We start from the raw sequence: 17086 nt of genomic DNA on the forward strand, positions 1-17086 counted from the left end.
CCCCTGGTCAGGCGATATTTTCGAGATCCTGCCGGCGGATCTGGTAGAGCAGCGGCCGGCCGGCCGTAAAACGCTCGATCTCATCCGCCGCCATCTCGCCGAGACGCGCCCGTTCCAGACCGATGGCGCCGGCGATGTGCGGGGTCAAGAAAACGTTCGGCAGATCGTAGAAGACCGAACCCGCCTCCGGAATTTCCGGATCGGTCACATCGATGACCGCGTCGATGCGGCCGGTCTTCAGCTCCGAAAGCAGAGCGGTCTCATCGATGAGAATGCCGCGCGCGGTGTTGATGAGCGTTGCCCCGTCTTTCATCAGCGACAGTCTTCGCGCATCGATCATATGCTGCGTCGCCGGTAGTGACGGCGCGTGCAGGGACACGATATCAGCGCGTCGCATCAAATCGTCGAGCTCGACTTTCTCCGCTCCGAGGCCTGCCGCCTCGGCGGCATCGACCATGGGATCGAACAGCAGCAGCCTGTATTCGAACGGTTTCAACAGCTCGATCACGCGCCTGCCGATGCGCGAGGCGCCGATAATGCCGAGGGTGCGGCCATAGTTTCCAATCGCTTCGCGCTGCAACGGATAGGTCCGATCGCGGTTGCGGTCGGCAACGTAGAGATCGCGGAACCGGAAGGCGCGCTTGCCGGCGAAGAGGATCGCGGCGAGCGTGAATTCGGCAACCGGCACGGCATTGGCCTCGGCCGCGTGGCTGACCGCGATACCGGCTTCGAAGATGGCCTCGTCGATGATGCCCTTCACCGTGCCGGCCGCATGGACGATGAGGCGAAGCCGCGGCGCGGCAGCGGGAATCTCAGGCCCGACATAGGGTGCGCCCCAGCCGGTCACAAGGATTTCGGCTTTGGCCAGCAGGCGGCTGGCGCGTTCGTCCTCGAAATGCTGCAGCGGCTCGGGGTCCAGCAGGTGGCCAATCGTATCGAGCCGGCGCAGGATCTCATCCGGCAAGACATGCTCCGTGCGCGACGGCTCCAAGGCAAGGGCGATTGCCGGACGGCTCATGGCATCTGGCCCGGGGCTTCGATGGCGCTGACGGTTACACCCTTTTCCCGCACCAGCGCCTCCAGCGCCGCAATATCAGGCGCTTCCGGCGGCCGAGTCCAGGCGGAGGCGACGGCAGCGGGATCGCCAAGGGCCAGCACCGCCGTCACCAGGATGGTCTCACCGGCCGGAATCTGGCCGCGCAGCTGCGGCACGATGGTCTTGGCAACGATCACATTGGTATTGGGCTGGGCCTTCTGCGCGAGGCCGGCGCGATCAACCGACGATCCCAAATCGAGAATGCCGCTGAAATCGGCTTCGCCGATCGCATACGCAGCACCATCGGAGGCCGACAGCGTGTCCCGCTCGAAATCCCGGCGGGCGATGGCAAAGCCGCCTTCGGCGACCCTCAGCGGCCGGGCCGCCCTGATCCGGTGGAGGCGGATATGCCAGGGGGCCGCGGGCGTCAGCCAGCTTTCGACGCTGACATCGGGGAAAGGTGACCATTTCGCATAAAGCACATCGCCCGCGAGCCTGGCTTCCTCATTGGTTTCGCGCACGCGGTAATGCAGGCCGTCATCGCTGAAGGCCAGCATCGAATCGAAAGCGGCAAGCGCAAAGCCGCGCTCGTCGGATTCGACGCTGAAGCCGTATCGCGTGGAATAGGCGAATTTTGCGTATTTTTCCGTGCCGAAGCGCATCTGCAGGTTTTCCTGGCCTGATGACAGCGCCACGACATCGCCGCCCGCCCGCATCATCACCATGCCGGGATGGCGCTGGGCAACAACCTCGGGCGCCTGCTCCGGCGCCTTTTCCTCGGAGGTCCAGAACCGATGGTCCTCGGCGATCGCAAGCGGCAGAAAGGCCTTCAATGCCCAATAGGGCGAGCCGGCGGAATTGTAGCTCTCCGACATCAGCAGGCTCGGATAGCCGAAACCGATCGACAGCACGCCGTCGCGATCGGCGATCGGCTTGTCCCTCCACCAGCGCAGATGATGCAGGCAAAGGTGTTTGACCTCGCCCCAGGGCAGCGCCTCGACATCGGCGAAGGCGAGCGCCGACCAGAAGCCGGCACAGGCAAAGCGATAGGTCAGGCTGCGGCCGAAGGGGATGGTCGCCCCATCGGCGGCAAACCAGTGGCGGAAATCGCGGGCGAAGAGGATCGCCCGTTCGCGGTAGCGCTTGGCATAATCGTCATCGACGAGCTTCGAATAGATCAGCCCGTAAAAATGCATGGCGAAGGGAATGTAGTGGTCGAGGCGGCGCACGTTTCCGTCGCGATACCAGCCGTCGCCGATATAGAAGCCCTCGAGTTCCTCCAGATATTGCCGCGTCAGGGTGCGGTCGAAATCGGCGCCGAGACGGTCGAGGGCGATATCGACGAAAATCCGGAAGAATTTCCAGTTGTTGTCGGCATAGTCGAACTGCCGGGCGTGCTTGAGATAGGCGATGACATTGCTGCGGGCGCGCGCATCGAGCGGCTCCCAGATTTTTTCCGGCACCAGCGCCAGGGCAAAGCCGAGGGCGGCAAGCTCGACCATGCGCTGATCGCGGCCATTGACCGTTCCCCAGTATTCGGGATGGGCGGGGTCGGTGCCGTTTGCGAGGCCTTCGGCAAAACGATGCCAGTGGGCGAAGTCTCCATTGCCGGCGCCAAGCGGCGCCAAACCCCAGAGCGGGCGCGCAAAACCTTCAAGATCGGCCGCCGCCCGGTCGAAATGCGCGGCGGCACCGCTCAGTCTGACGCGGGCATTGCCTTTCGAAAAACAGGCAAGCAGCGGATCGAAGAGATCGAGCAGGGCTCGGCTCATATCGGTGCGGGTTTCGAGCGGATTGCCGGCAAGCGGATTGGCGCTGGCGGGATCATAGGTCATCGGATCACTCACGAGTTTCGACGTTCACGACAGTCCCTCCTGCAACGGGAACGACAGCCTGGCAGATGTGGCGCGCCGGCGCCGTCCTGTTGCGGAAACGGGACAGCATCAGCGAAACGGCTTCGCGCCCGAGGGCGGCGCGGTCGACGCGCATGGTGGAGAGCTGCGGATTGGTCATCAGCGCACAGGGCAGATCATCGAAACCGACGATCGCGAAATCCTCAGGCACACGCAGGCCCGCTTCGATGACAGCCTCGAGCACGCCGACGGCGATGAAATCATTCATGCAGAAGGCGGCGGTAAAACCGGCATTCTCGGCGAGGATCGCCGCCGTGCGTTCATGGGCCTCGCGGCTGGCGCTGCCCTGCAGCGTCATGGCTACGAAACGACCTTCGGCGCCGGGAACAGCGGCAATCGCCGCCTCGAAACCGCGAATGCGCTCCCGGATCGTATGGCGGTGGGAGCCGCTCAGATGCAGGATGCGGCGATGACCAGCCCTCGTCAGCCGGCTGGTCGCCTCGTAGGCGCCGAAGAAATTAGCCGGCGAAACACCATCGAACTGCATCCTGGGATCAGTGCCATTGACAAGCACGGTCGGCGTCGTGGTGGCCCGCAGCCAGTCGCGCAGGGGTCCGTTGGGATCGAGACCGACGAGAAAAAGGCCCTCGGCCCCCGCGGCCCGCATATAGTCGCGCACCGCATCCGGCGTGATCCGGTCCTCCCGGACCAGCCGAATTTCGAAGGGCATGCCCGCTTCCGACGCTCCAGTGCGCAAGCCGTCGACAATCGCTTCATAAAAGACGCTGAGCCCGCCCGTAACGCCGTCGCTGGCAATCAGCGCCAGCCCGCCGGCAACAGCTTCGGCGGTAGGTTTGACCGGATAACCGTGCTCGGCCGCCACTTTCAGGATCTGCCGCCGGACGGTTTCGCTGATCCCCGGTTCGTTGGCGAGTACGCGCGACACCGTCGAGACGGAGACGCCCGCCAATGTGGCTATGTCGGCCTGTCGCAGCCGTTTTACTTTTTCATCGCTCATAGGCAAACCTTATGCAAGTAATGCAAATTTGCAATATAAACGTTATTTCTTGCAAAGAATTTTTTTTTGCGTAACCTGTCTCCCGAAAATGTCCGACGACGCCATGGAGGATGGCGGCGGACATGGTGGGACAAGGGAGGATTTCATGCAGGTTAATCGCCGTTCATTTTTGATGGGTTCAGCCGGTGCAGCTGCCGGCCTTGCCTTTGGCGTGGGAAGCGCGATTCCGGCCTTTGCCGAGGGCACGCAGCTCCGCGCCATGTGGTGGGGCTCCAACGACCGCGCCAAACGCACGCTCGATGTCGCCAAGCTCTATCAGTCGAAGACACCTGGCGTCACGATCGTCGGCGAATCGCTTTCCGGCGAAGACTACTGGACGAAGCTCGCCACGCAGATGGCCGGCCGGGCCATTCCAGATGTTTTGCAGCTCGAGCCGGGAACAATCTCCGACTATTCCAAGCGCGGCGCCTGCCTGCCGCTCGACGAATTCGTCCCCTCGACGCTCAAGGTCGACAGCTTCGGCGCCGACATGCTGAAATTGACGACCATCGACGGCAAGCTCTATGGTGTCGGCCTCGGCCTCAACTCGTTCTCGATGTTCTTCGACACGGTCGAATTCGAAAAGGCGGGCATTCCGCTGCCGACCATCGACCTCACCTGGGATGAATATGCCAAGCTCGCCGTAGAACTCGCAAAGGCCTCCGGCAAGGGCGGCGGCCCCTATGCGGCACGCTACGCCTATGTGTTCGACGCCTGGCTGCGTCAGCGCGGCAAGAGCCTCTTTGCAAAGGAAGGGGTCGGACTCGGCTTCACGGCCGACGATGCCACGGAATGGTTCGACTACTGGGAGAAGCTGCGCAAGGCCGGGGGCACTGTTGCTGCCGACGTCCAGACGCTCGACCAGAACACCATCGACACCAATGCGCTTGGTCTCGGCAAGTCGGTCATCGGCATGGCCTATTCCAACCAGATGATCGGCTATCAGCTGATCATCAAGAACAAGCTCGGTATCACCATGCTGCCGCGCGAAAAGAAAGGCGGGCCGTCGGGCCACTACTACCGCCCTGCGCTGATCTGGAGTGTCGGCGCCACGACGAAGAACGGCGAAGCGGCCGCGAAATTCATCGATTTCTTCGTCAACGACATCGAGGCCGGCAAGATTCTCGGCGTCGAGCGCGGCGTGCCGATGTCGCCGACCGTGCGTGAGGCCATCCTGCCGCAGCTGAACCCGACCGAACAGGAAACGGTCAAATACGTCAACATGCTCAAGGATCAGGTCGGGGAATATCCGCGGCCGGTGCCGATGGGTGCAACCCAATTCGACCAGCGCGTGCTGCGCCCGATTTGCGACGAACTCGCCTTCGAACGGACCTCGCCCGCCGATGCGGCGACCCGGCTCGTCGAAGAGGGTAAGGCAACGCTCAAGGGATGATCGGCTGCCGAATATGAGAGGAGAGGCCCGCAAAAGCCCAGCGGGCCTTTCTGTTTCTCGGACTGAAGCGCGTTGCGATCTTATGGAGTGCGCTTCAGATGCCTTTCAGTTGGCTGCCAGGCTTTCGACTACGCGCCAGTCCGGCCGGCCGAGATTAAAGGGCCAAGCGTGCACGTCGCGGTCATTGAAATAGACGACTTCCTGAAGGTTCGGGAAGGCGCTCTGTTTCAGCGTCGCGGTTTCGATCCAGGGTTTCATATAGGCGTCGCTGCCTTCATAACCGAGCTCTGCGACCCAGATGGGCTTTCCATAGCCGGCGACGAGATCATAACCCTGCCTCAGCGCTTCCGAAAAGGTCCGGTGCTTGTTGTAGGCAAGCTCGTCGTAGCGCTGGAGACCGAAAACCGAGAGGCCGACAAGATCGACGTAATCGTCGCCGGGATAATAGGCATCAAGGCCGGGTTCTCCCTTCGGCGACCACATGAGCTCGGTGCCGGGCGCCTCGTCGCGGACGATATCCATCATCCGTTTGTAGGCGGTGATATAGTCCTGCGGGTTCCAGCCGGACCACGAAAACCGACCTGACTTGTCCTCCATCTCCTGGCCCCAACGGACGATCACAGGGCTCTTCAGCTGCGAGATCATCTGCGCGATTGCCCGCATGTTGACGTCGTAATCGCCCCGCAGCACCTTGCGGCGAAGCTCTTCGGAGGTCAGCCGCCAGTCGACGTCCCAGGACCACGGCTCCACCGTGATCAGCAGGTGGCGGCCTCTGGCCTGCGCATAGGCATCAGCGATACGCAGCGTCTCCAGGTCGACATCTTCCCATGGCAGGAACAGGGCCTCGGTCGAGACATTGGTCTGAGCGCCGAAATCCCCATGCGGGTCATAGGCGCCGAACTTGATGCCGTCGGCATGAACCACCGGGCGTTTATCGATGATCGTTCGTATGCTGGATGTCTGGTTCGGGGCGATGCCCGCATATTGCATTTCGCTTCGGCCGGGCAAATCCGTCGCACACAATAGCAGCAATGCGATCGCGACGGTCGAGAGGTGGTTTTTCATCAGCGTCTTCATGGCTCACCCTCCTTTTCGGGCAAGTTCCTGGTCCGACAGGAGTTGCTTCAGATCGCGTGCCTTGGCGCTGACGGTGTCCGCGGCAACAAGCTTGCGGAATTCGTCGTCCCGGTGCACCGATGCATGCCGAAAGACATACCAGTTGCCGTTCGGCTGGCGCCGCTGATAAATCGTGTTGCCGATCCTGCGGTGACCGAAACAGGTGCTGGCGCGCGCTGCACCCTCGGCATTCGTCCAGATGGCACGCATGCAGAGCTGGCCGAGGTCGTCGACAATCCATTTGCCTTCGGCGAAGGACTGCTTGCCCTTGTCGTTCACCCAGGCGACAAACCGCCGGCCATCCTCGATGAAGCGGCCGCCGCCGGTATCCCAGGTCCAGGTCCTGTCGCCGTAGATCCGGTAGAGCTCATAGGCGGTGAGCGGCGTCGGCTCATTCTTCTTTGCGGTCTCGGCGCCCTGCGCCGCGAATGACAGGCACAGGCTGAGAGCCAGGGCCGCCCCATATAGTCTCGATCCGATACGCATTACATTCTCCTCCTCGACGCTGGCCGGTTTCCCCGGCTCAAACACCTTGTTCGTCGCGTCCCGTGCGTCCGAACCCATTCCATCTGATGCGGAACTTCACGGTCCGGGTTTTGCCGCCGCCCAGACCGGCTCCGGCCACGGCAAATTGCGATTGGCTGAAACTGATGACAGTCTGACCGTGCGCGAGGGCTTCGAGACTGCGCAGCCCATGGCCGCCGGCCTGCATGCCGCCTGTGACGCAGATCGCAAGCCCCGTCGCCGTCGCCAGCCACAGGCCGCGTGACCGCGGCAGCAGCGGCAGACCGTTCTCGATTGCGTGGCGAAGGACGATCAGCACCGTCAGCAGCAGATAGATCATGAGATTTATCGCGGCGAATATATAAAAGCCCTGGGCGGCGGCCGCGTCGTTGGCAAACACCATGGCGACGGCGCAAAGGCCGGCTAGGCCGATATAGGGCGCGACGATGCGCAGCGGCAAAGACTGCTGCTCCTGCCGGCCTTTCGGCGTGATGCGAAAGTCGACGAAAGAGCCGCAGACATGGTCGCGAACAGCTGCGAGGCTGCCGGCGAGCGACCACGGCCAACGCAGGAAGATGAAGGCAAGCCCTTCCCAGCCGAACAGTTTCGCATCGTGCGGTCTGAAGGTTCCCGTTGCCCGCCAGAAGAAGGCAAACAGCGTCAGCACGATCGATATCGGCGCGAAATGCAGCAGGAAATCCGGATAGGTTACGTCGACGAAGACATCGCCCGTCAGCAAAGCGGCAACCGGCAGCAGGAACATCACGGCCATGATGGCGGAGAAAAGCGGGTACCACAGCTGCGAAAACACGAACTGGAATTTCAGATGCCAGGGCAGATGGGTGACGTAGCGGCGGGAATATTGCAGCAGGATGGTGACGAGGCTGCGCGACCATTGAAATTCCTGGACGGCGAGATCGACGAAGTTCGCCGGACCGTCGCCGTGAGCGATCGCATCGACGGCATGGACACCGCGCCAGCCGCCGGCATTCATCATCAGCGTCGTAGAATGATCTTCGGCAAGTTCGGGGCCGAGGCCGCCGATCTCACGAAGGGCTGAGGTGCGAACGGCATAGTGGGAGCCGATGCAAAGCGGCGCCCAGCCATTGTTGTAACCGGTCTGCAGCGAACCGTGCAGACTCGCCTCCGCGTAAAGCCTTCCGCGCGCCGCCCAGCTTGCCGCCGCATTCGCATCGCAGATGCTGGGCGCGGAGACGTAGCCGATGCCGGGATCGGCAAACGGGCGCAGGACTTCCCGCAGATAAGTCGGCGTCGGTACATGATCGGCGTCGAACTGGGCGACGAAATCGTAACGCGCATAGCCGAAATGGTCGTAGAAATAGGCAAGATTGCCTTCCTTGCACCGGGTCCGGCGCGGCCAGGTCGTGCGGTGATATTCCGCCACGCCCTTTCGGGTGGAGATCAGCACGCCGTGCTCGGCGCACCAGCGTCTGGTTTCCTCCGAAGGATCCTCGTCGGCCAGCCAGACGTCGAACTCGACGCCGATCTGATCGAGCATCGCCTGCAGCGTGGCGCGGACGACGGCAAAGGGCTCGGACGGCGCCTTGGTGACGACCATCGCCACACGCCCCTCCGGCAGCCGTGCACGCGAACTGATCGTCCTGGCATCGAGGAAGATCAGGATGAAATAGGCCGGGACGAGCGTGATCCAGGCGAGCACGGCGGTGATGAGCACGAACGCAGCCCAGGAAATGATATGGGCGGACTGGCACCACCAGATCCAGAAAAACCCAAGCGCGGCCAGCCAGCAGAGGATGCCGAAGCCATAGGCGACGCGTCTGCGGCCGGTGAAAACAGGATCGAATGCTTCGGCGGCGGCGGTTTTCGCAGGCGCGAGGCCATAGCCGATGTGCGAAGCGTCGCTCATGCCGTCACCTCGAGCCCGAAGGTGGGGCCGGCGGTGCGGATGATCGTATCGATATCCGAGAGTGCCGGCGCGAAGCCGAGTTCCGCTTTCGCCCTTGCCGTGTTGGCAAAAAGGATCGGCGGATCGCCGGCACGGCGGGAGCGGTAGCGGACCGGCACTTCACGGCCCGTCGTGCGATGGATGGCTACAAGGATCTCGCGCACCGAGGTGCCCCGGCCGGAACCGAGATTGACGCTGAGCGAGCCGCCGCCCGCCATCAGGTGATTGACGGCGGCCAAATGCGCCTGCGCGAGATCGCTCACATGGATATAGTCGCGAACGCAGGTTCCGTCCGCGGTCGAATAGTCGGTGCCGAAGATATCGAGCCGATCCAGCCTGCCGGCGGCAGCGAGCAGGGCGCGAGGAATGAGATGGGTCTCGGGCTCGTGACGCTCGGCTAGCTCGCCATCCGGATCGGCGCCGGCGGCGTTGAAATAGCGGAGTGCGGCGAAGCGGATGCCATAGGCGGCGGCAAAATCCTCGAGCGCCATCTCGAAGATCAGCTTGGTGCGGCCATAAGGATTGACCGGCTGCTGCGGGGTTTCCTCCCGTATCGGCAAGGAGGCGGGAACGCCATAGGTGGCGCAGCTGCTCGAAAAGACGATCCGGTCGATATCCTGATCGAGGCAGGCTTCGAGCAGCGTGAGGCTGCCGACGACGTTGTTGCGGTAGTATTTTCTCGGCATCTCGACGGATTCGCCGACATAGGCGTTGGCGCCGCAATGGATAACGCAATCGGGCGAAAATTCGGCCATCGTCCGGCGCAGCGCCATCGCATCGCCGAGTTCACCGCGGATGAGCGGGCCCCAGCGGACGCTGTCGGCATGTCCCGTCGACAGGTTGTCGTAGGTAACCGGGATCATGCCGGCGCGCGAGAGCGCTTTGCAGATATGACTGCCTATGAAACCGGCACCGCCGGTGACGAGAATGTAGCGGGGCATCTCATACGGCCTCCGCCTTCTCTGTCCGGGCAAGCAGGCCGTCGAAATATTCGACGGTGCGCGCCAGGCCGGCTTCGAGCTCGATGTGAGGTTGCCATCCCAGCTCGGTCATCGCCCGGGAAATATCCGGCCGCCGCTGGCGCGGATCGTCGACGACAGCAGGCAGGTGAACGATGCGGGAACGCGAATTCGTGAGGTCGCGGATGATTTCCGCCAGGCGCCGGACGGTGAATTCGCCGGGGTTGCCGAGATTGATCGGGCCGTGGCAGGCGCTGCCGGATGCCGAGAAACGCAGGAAACCTTCAACGAGATCGTCGACATAGCAGAAGGAGCGGGTCTGCTGGCCGTCGCCGTAGATCGTCAGGTCGGCGTTGCGCAGAGCCTGCACGATGAAATTGGAGACCACCCGGCCGTCATCCAGGCGCATACGCGGTCCATAGGTGTTGAAGATGCGGCCGACCTTGATGTCGACGCCATGAGTCCTGTGGTAGTCGAAGAACAGGGTTTCGGCGCTGCGCTTGCCTTCGTCGTAACAGGCGCGCGGCCCGATCGGGTTGACGTTGCCGCAATAGGTTTCGCGCTGCGGGCTCTGGTTCGGATCGCCATAAACCTCCGAGGTCGACGATTGAACGACGGTCGCGCCGGTCTTTCGCGCGCAGTCCAGGGTGTTGACGGCGCCGAGCACATTGGTGAGCAATGTGCCGACCGGATCCCGCTGATAATCGGGCGGAGAGGCGGGCGAGGCGAAATTGAAGATGAGCGACGCTTCGATATCGAAGGGCTGCCGGACATCGTGCTCGATGATGCGAAAACGGGGGTTCGACAGGAGATGATCGACATTCACACGGCGGCCGGTCGAAAAATTATCCAGGCATATGACGCTGTGGCCGCGTAGCAGAAGCCTTTCGCAGAGATGCGAGCCAAGAAAACCGGCCCCGCCATTGACAAGAGCAGTGCCAAGATTCTTGAGCACCGGCACGCCTTTTACTTCAGAATAACCTTCGCCGGGAACGAAACTACGCATTACAAACTCCTTCCCATGTTTTAGTCTTTTGATTTATTCAGGCGCTGCGTGCCTCCATTATCCGGTCGGATATTCATTTACTTGAGTATCTCAACTTGAATAACTTTATAGTTATTCTTCGGATATATGGCTTACTATTCGAATGATAAGACGATTGTTAGCAAGGTCAACTTCAAAAAGACTTTCAATCCAAAATAATTACACAATTGTTCTTTCAAATAACAAATAATTAATCATTTTATGTCTTTTTTTCACGTAGAACGGGTATACAGGCATCACTCAAGCTTCGGTCAATCAAGAACGGGTACAAAAGAATTGAAGGGCTGGCCGCGCGTAACTGCGCGACCGGTCTTGCATCCGGGAGCGCCATATGCGAGGGGATTGGCCATGTCGAAAAAACACGCTGCAGCGCAGCCGAAAGGCTGGCATCTATTTCATTTTGCGATGTTTGCCTGGGGAACGACGCTTCTTGCGGTCGGACCGACGGCCTGTGCGGTCGTTAACGACGACATAGCCGCCGTCGCGAAAAAGAATGTCGTCGTCGTCGAGACCCCACGTGTCTCGAAGGCATACGCCTACCCGGAAAACCGGGCCGTGCGGCCGGCCGCGGCACCTGCCCGCGTCGTCGCCTATCACGGGTCCGCCCCGTATATCTGCTCTCCGAGCGGCTTCGGGCAGAAGTCGCGCTGCTTTGCGCGTCCGTCGATCTGAAACAAATCCTATCGACTTCGATGCAAGGATAAAATTATCCGGCAGTTCAACCTGCTGCGGCGTCCCTTGCGCGCCTGAACAGACGTTGCGTGCTGCAGATCAATTGCGCCAGCGGCTCGACATCTCGTCATCGCCGACCGGATGGTCGTTGAAGAAGCGGGACGCTGCCTCAGTGCGGTTTCGGACGTTCATCTTCTTGTAGATGTTGCGGACGTGAACCTTCACCGTGTTTTCGGAAAGATGCAGCTTGTCAGCGATGATCTTGTTTTGTGTCCCCTTGCAGATGAGATCCAGGATCTGAACCTCGCGGGTCGTCAAAGCGGAAATGCTGTCGCGCCTCAGCTTGAGCGCATTGTTGCGCGCGGCATCGACCGATTTCGTTTGATAAAGCGAAGGCTCCAGCTGGGGGCTTTTGTTGGCGAGACGGTTAAGAAGTGCCGAGGGAAAATGCTCCCCGCCCTTCATCAGCAGATCCACAGCGGCCATGAAGACATCAAGCCGAAGATTGAGCGGCAGGACGCCGTCGATGATCCTTGCCTCCACCAACCGGCTGACATAGGGTTCCAGCATGTCGATGGCCTCGACAACGAGTCCGATCGAGGTTTCCGGGTGATTTTCCCGTACCGCCTTCAATGCGTCCTGAAGCTCAGGCTGAGGTATATGGTAGAATAAAACGAGCTTTAGATCGCTGGTATCCTTTTCCAGCATCGGCTTCGTATTTGCTAAGCTTGGCACATCGCAGTTCGGGAATTTCTTCGCCAGCGCTTCTACCATGCATTCTGAAAACAGATCCGCCTTGGCAACTACAAGGATAGTATCTCCGGAAGGACTAGACTTTCTTGCCTGGTCGGTATTCTCCATTCCTGAGCCTGTCATGAACATATACGCCTCCCCTAGCGTTACACTTTACTCAAACGTGAAGCGATGGCGGGTAGAAGATAGTATGAAATGCCGCCCCCTTGATGTCACCGCCCTCTTCTTTAGACATTTCTTAATTATGTTAATACGGATTGAGAAGGAAGGAAATGGCCCAAAGTGATTAGTTTTCGGGGGCGAAAAACGATACGCTACTACGCTTCGGTTGTATTTTGGTAGACTATGTACTGCAGGGTTATATTTGCTTTCACTATAGATAATCGGATGAATGTAATATTCCAGTACAAATTGTCATATTTATATCATCTTCGCCAGCCGAGGCGATCTTCGCCGCGATGAGCAGGTGCACTTGAACGATCCGGCCGCCCTCAATTATGCCGCCAAGGCCAGCGCTGCCCTTCAACGCCTTCGACCCGCGCCTGCGTGGACGCGCTTTGCGGCTCTCATCGCGTTCGGCCTGGCGCCCAATCACCATGCTCTTTGATTTTGAGCTGCAATCGTTGCTAAAAGAGGCGAGAGCCACTTAGCAACTCCTCAGTGAGAAGTCATGCGGACCGATGCAGACAGGGCGGAACGGGAACGGCTTCTGGCCATTCTCGATTTCTGGCACAAAATCGAGTTTTTCATACCTTACGATCTCTCCGGTCGGCTCGTCTCAGCGGAAGGACGGACCGTTTTCTGGCTGCATGCAAAAACGCTGTTGCAGGATGGCGCGGCACTCAGCCGTCCTGTTATACCCGAGGAGAAGCAGATTACCGGCTTTACATTGTTCCTCGGCGTTTTCAGCAAATCCGAAATTGCCGATACCCGCCGGCACTTCGACCGCGCTGCGGCCGATATTGCCGAGTACGAGGATGCCGAACGCGGCGATCTCGATGGCGATACCTGCTTTGCCAGCCTGCAGCTCACGCCGCTGGGACAGCCGATGTTCGAAACCTTTGCGGTTTCCACGCTTCCATGGGCTCTCGGCCGCGTGCAGAAATCCGGGCTCGCCTCACTCAGCCATGAGGCGTTTGCCGACAGCAAACGGCAGCTGTCGGAATTGCTTCAAAACTTTCGGGCACAGCGACAGCTGACATCTTCAGCCTTCGAGGTCGGCACCGATCAGCCGATCGATGCCGCCGAAATCCTGGCGCTGCATGAATTGCTCTGCGATTGGGCGAGCTTTGTCTCGCGCCAGGAAAGGCCCATCGCCGCCGTCGAAATACGCTACCGTGACAGGGCGGAGCGACCCGATCTCATCTCCCTACAACCCCAACCGGAGGACCATGCCCCCAATGCCAACGATGAGGAAGACGAGAGTACAGATGGTGAAGAAGACATTGGCATCCTGAACAGCTTCTTCGTCGAAGACATCGAACGGGCTTTGATCTGCGTCAAGCAGGGCAATGTCCCAGAGCCGCTCAGGCGATATCTCACCCCGCTGGCCGATGAAAAGCGGGTCGACCTCTATTCGCAAGATGGGCGCCTCGCCATCGTTCGGGCCCTGCATCCCGCCAATCTCAACCGCGGACGCTGGCTGAGCGAACCTCACCTCGCCATGAGCCTCATGCAGCAGTTCGCGATCAATTCGGCCATTGGCGACCGCTCGGAAACCGGACTGTTCTCGGTCAACGGTCCGCCCGGCACCGGAAAGACGACCCTGCTGCGCGACATGTTCGCGGATAATATCGTTCGGCGGGCCCGGATCTTGGGCGGCCTCGAGACGGCACGCGATGCCTTTGACGGCGCGCCGCGCCGCGTCACTTTTGCCGACCGCAGCACTGCCTCGATATCGGCGCTGATCCCGGCGCTCGCCGGATTCGAAATGATCGTCGCGTCCTCCAACAATGCCGCCGTCGAGAATATTTCGCGCGACCTTCCCAAGCAGAGCTCGATTTCGAAGACGTCTTCCTTCCGCTATCTGCAGACGGTCGCCCATAAAATTGCCTGCCAGAAGGACAATGGGGGCGTGATCAAACTCTCCGACGGCGATCGCCCGTGGGGATTGATCGCCTGTGTGCTCGGCAATTCCAGGAACCGTCGAGCATTCAAGGAACGTTTCGCCTTCATGGAAATCACCGACAGGCCGAAGCCCGGCTGGTCGGGCGCCGAGAAACCGCAGACCATCTGGGAATGGCTGAAGAGCTATCAGGGGCCGACCTTCGCCGAAGCATCGGCCGCCTTTCATGCCGCCGACGACGTGGTTCGCGACAAGATCGGCCAATATGCGCGCTATGCCGATCTCCGTCATGAAATCGCGCATGTTACGCAGGAAGCATTCTGCCGCGAACCGCTTGAAAAGCTGGCCGCCGCCGCTGACGACCGTCGCCATGCGCAGAACCGGTGCGACGAGATTGCGGCCGAAATCGGCCGTATCAAGGACAGTTTGTCTTCTTTGAAGGAAGAGGAACAGCTGCTCGACCGCAGCGCTCCGGCGCGATGGAAGAGAGTGCTCGCGACCAACCCTGCCCGGCAGCATCGGCAAGAGGTCGTCGCCAATGCGCGCAAGCAATTGGAGCTGCGCAAGGCGCTGGCAGAATGCGAGGATCAGCTTGCGAAGACGGATAAACCGGCGCTGGAACGCACTTTACGGGCGCATGACCACGCCGAACGGGCATTGCGGTCACGACGGAAAATCTGGTTTGCGAAGACAGAAGAACTCGAGCGGCTGGGAGAAATTCTCGATCATCCCGCCGCACCGGAGCGCCTTGCCGACCTGGACGGCGATCAGGTGCAGATTGACGGCCTCTGGCATCAGGACGAACTGGCGGCTCTGCGTTCGGCATTGTTCGAAGCAGCGTTGACGCTGCATGAAGCGTGGCTGGCTGACGTCGGCCGGAAGGGCGGCGGTTTCGGCGGAAACATCGTTGCCATCAGCAAGCTGCTTTCCAACAACAATCCCGTCGATGACAAGCATATTGCATCGATCTGGCAAAGCCTCTTCATGGTCGTTCCCATCGTCTCGACGACATTCGCCTCCTTCGCCGGGCAGTTCCGCGGTCTCGAAGCCGGCTCGATCGGCTGGCTCTTCATCGATGAGGCCGGCCAGGCCGTGCCGCAGGCGGCCGTAGGGGCTTTGTTGCGGGCGCGCCGCGTCATGGTGATCGGCGATCCCCAGCAGATCGAACCCGTCTTTACCCTTCCGAGTGCACTGATTGGCGCCGCTTCGGCTCTCTCACCGCACACGGCACAAGGGCAATATTCGCCGAACAGGGTGTCGGTGCAGATGCTGGCCGATGCCGCCAATCGCTACGGAACAACGCTTCAAGACGAGGAAGCAGACGGGCTCTGGATCGGCAGCCCTCTCAGAGTGCATCGACGCTGCATCGATCCGATGTTCAGCCTCGCCAACCAGATCGCTTATCAGAACAAGATGATCTTCGGGTTGGCAGAGCGCCGGCCAGCCGGCGACGCGCCGCCCTTCTATGGCGATAGCGCTTGGATCGACGTCAGGGGCAAGGTGTCGGGCAAACAGGCCGTTGCGGAGCAGACGGACTTCATCGTCGATCTCCTCGCCGCGACCTACCGCCGGTCCGGTGCATTGCCTTATCTCTACATCATCTCGCCGTTCAAGGAGGTGAAGAACAATCTGAGACGGGCTTTGGCCCACGCGCGATGGACCGACCAGGACGGATATACGGGCGCATCTCCACCAAAACTGCAGAAGTGGCTTCAGGAACGGATCGGCACCGTACATACGTTCCAGGGCAAGGAAGAGGATATCGTTTTCATGGTGCTCGGCGCCGATGCCGATCATCGCGGAGCGGCCGGCTGGGCCGCCTCCAAGCCAAACCTCTTGAACGTGGCGCTAACGCGCGCCAAACGCCGCTTCTACATTGTCGGCGATCGCGCGCTCTGGCAAACGCTGCCATATTTCAGGGAGGCAGCGAACGCTCTGGAGACGGTCCAGGCCGCGGAATTCCTGGCACGGAATGCGCTGGAGGTGGGGGATCGGAACCCGGTCCTTTGGGACTGAGTGCTCGCTCTGATGTGTTCTGGAATCACAAAAGCCCGCACGAGGCGGGCTTTTTGAGTATTGTCTATTGAGGAGTTTGGTTGCGGGGGCAGGATTTGAACCTGCGGCCTTCAGGTTATGAGCCTGACGAGCTACCGGGCTGCTCCACCCCGCGGGATATTGTAACACGAAGGGCCGCTTTATGGGCGGCCCTTTTGTATCGGCTTTGGGCCGTAGTTTGTGATTGAGAAGATTTGTTTTATCGAGTTGCGATTTGCAGACCTGGCAGCGACCTACTCTCCCGCGTCTTAAGACGAAGTACCATGGGCGCAGGGGCGTTTCACGGCCGTGTTCGGAAAGGGAACGGGTGCAGCCACCCCGCCATAACCACCAGGTCGGCAAAGCGCAACTTTGTTTGAGAAGCTGGCAGGCGTTAGCCTGTTTTGTCTTTGAACACGTCAAAGGCTCAAACCGGACAAACACTTACGTGTTTGCCGGGCCCGTCGCAAAGGCTGACGCCTTTGCTCTGTCGGGACGAATGCGCTGCATTCGCCCTGTCCGGACGACCGCTTTGCGGTCGCCGGGTCAGGACGAACACTAGCGTGTTCGCCTTGTGATGAGCATGGTCAATGAGAACGATCAAGCCGATCGAGCTATTAGTACCGGTAAGCTTCATGCGTTGCCGCACTTCCACACCCGGCCTATCAACGT

At 60.5% G+C, this 17086-nt stretch carries 12 protein-coding genes, 1 tRNA gene and 2 rRNA genes; 3 read left to right on the forward strand and 12 right to left on the reverse strand.

Annotated features, from left to right (window positions below; translation table 11 throughout):
• Positions 1-7 precede the first annotated feature (7 nt).
• From A7X77_RS03785 to A7X77_RS03795, 3 genes are read right to left on the reverse strand one after another with little or no spacing between them, the layout of a single operon-like run.
• The gene (locus tag A7X77_RS03785; protein WP_064681642.1) at positions 8-1018 is read right to left on the reverse strand and encodes a hydroxyacid dehydrogenase; all 1011 of its coding nucleotides are present in this window, start codon (positions 1016-1018) and stop codon (positions 8-10) included.
• Positions 1015-2871: a DUF2264 domain-containing protein gene (locus A7X77_RS03790; RefSeq protein ID WP_064681643.1), complete on the reverse strand. Its 1857-nt coding sequence runs from the start codon at positions 2869-2871 to the stop codon at positions 1015-1017. Before A7X77_RS03790 ends, A7X77_RS03785 begins: the two co-directional genes overlap by 4 nt.
• Positions 2872-2875: 4 nt before the next feature.
• Entirely contained in the window at positions 2876-3907 is a 1032-nt protein-coding gene (locus A7X77_RS03795) for a LacI family DNA-binding transcriptional regulator (RefSeq protein ID WP_064681644.1), read from the reverse strand.
• 145 nt (positions 3908-4052) lie between these two features.
• Here A7X77_RS03795 and A7X77_RS03800 point away from each other — a divergent pair, with 145 nt between their 5' ends.
• Positions 4053-5339, forward strand: a complete 1287-nt coding sequence (locus A7X77_RS03800; protein WP_064681645.1) for an ABC transporter substrate-binding protein — start codon at positions 4053-4055, stop codon at positions 5337-5339.
• Positions 5340-5444: 105 nt separating this feature from the next.
• Here A7X77_RS03800 and A7X77_RS03805 read toward each other — a convergent pair whose 3' ends face one another.
• Genes A7X77_RS03805 through A7X77_RS03825 form a run of 5 tightly spaced genes read right to left on the reverse strand, consistent with a single transcriptional unit; the run spans position 5445 to position 10851 of the window.
• Positions 5445-6416, reverse strand: a complete 972-nt coding sequence (locus A7X77_RS03805) for a glycoside hydrolase family 26 protein (protein ID WP_064681646.1) — start codon at positions 6414-6416, stop codon at positions 5445-5447.
• Between the two features lie 3 nt (positions 6417-6419).
• A complete protein-coding gene (locus tag A7X77_RS03810) occupies positions 6420-6941 on the reverse strand; it encodes a DUF995 domain-containing protein (protein WP_064681647.1) in 522 nt (173 codons plus the stop codon).
• Between the two features lie 37 nt (positions 6942-6978).
• A complete protein-coding gene (locus tag A7X77_RS03815; protein ID WP_064681648.1) occupies positions 6979-8847 on the reverse strand; it encodes a glycosyltransferase family 2 protein in 1869 nt (622 codons plus the stop codon).
• The gene (gene galE, locus A7X77_RS03820; RefSeq protein WP_064681649.1) at positions 8844-9827 is read right to left on the reverse strand and encodes a UDP-glucose 4-epimerase GalE; all 984 of its coding nucleotides are present in this window, start codon (positions 9825-9827) and stop codon (positions 8844-8846) included. The genes A7X77_RS03815 and galE overlap by 4 nt, the downstream gene beginning before the upstream one ends.
• A gap of 1 nt (position 9828) precedes the next feature.
• A complete protein-coding gene (locus tag A7X77_RS03825; RefSeq protein ID WP_064681650.1) occupies positions 9829-10851 on the reverse strand; it encodes a UDP-glucuronic acid decarboxylase family protein in 1023 nt (340 codons plus the stop codon).
• Positions 10852-11238: 387 nt separating this feature from the next.
• On the opposite strand from A7X77_RS03825, the gene A7X77_RS03830 reads away from it, so the two are divergent.
• Positions 11239-11562: a hypothetical protein gene (locus A7X77_RS03830; RefSeq protein WP_064681651.1), complete on the forward strand. Its 324-nt coding sequence runs from the start codon at positions 11239-11241 to the stop codon at positions 11560-11562.
• Positions 11563-11661: 99 nt separating this feature from the next.
• Here the strand turns inward: A7X77_RS03830 and A7X77_RS03835 are convergent, their stop codons facing one another.
• Positions 11662-12444, reverse strand: coding sequence for a helix-turn-helix transcriptional regulator (locus A7X77_RS03835; RefSeq protein WP_064681652.1), 783 nt, complete (start codon positions 12442-12444; stop codon positions 11662-11664).
• 541 nt (positions 12445-12985) lie between these two features.
• Here A7X77_RS03835 and A7X77_RS03845 point away from each other — a divergent pair.
• Positions 12986-16396 (forward strand): DEAD/DEAH box helicase, encoded by a 3411-nt coding sequence (locus A7X77_RS03845; RefSeq protein ID WP_064681654.1) that lies wholly within the window; start codon positions 12986-12988, stop codon positions 16394-16396.
• Positions 16397-16473: 77 nt separating this feature from the next.
• On the opposite strand, the gene A7X77_RS03850 is transcribed toward A7X77_RS03845, so the two are convergent.
• The 3 genes from A7X77_RS03850 to A7X77_RS03860 form a co-directional block, all read right to left on the reverse strand.
• Positions 16474-16550, reverse strand: a tRNA-Met gene (locus tag A7X77_RS03850).
• A gap of 105 nt (positions 16551-16655) precedes the next feature.
• Positions 16656-16770: ribosomal RNA gene (gene rrf / locus A7X77_RS03855) — 5S ribosomal RNA — on the reverse strand.
• A 240-nt stretch (positions 16771-17010) separates the two neighbouring features.
• A 23S ribosomal RNA gene (locus tag A7X77_RS03860) occupies positions 17011-17086 on the reverse strand; the annotation flags it as partial.

Source organism: Rhizobium bangladeshense, assembly GCF_001662075.1.
In the GTDB taxonomy this organism is placed as follows: domain Bacteria; phylum Pseudomonadota; class Alphaproteobacteria; order Rhizobiales; family Rhizobiaceae; genus Rhizobium; species Rhizobium bangladeshense_B.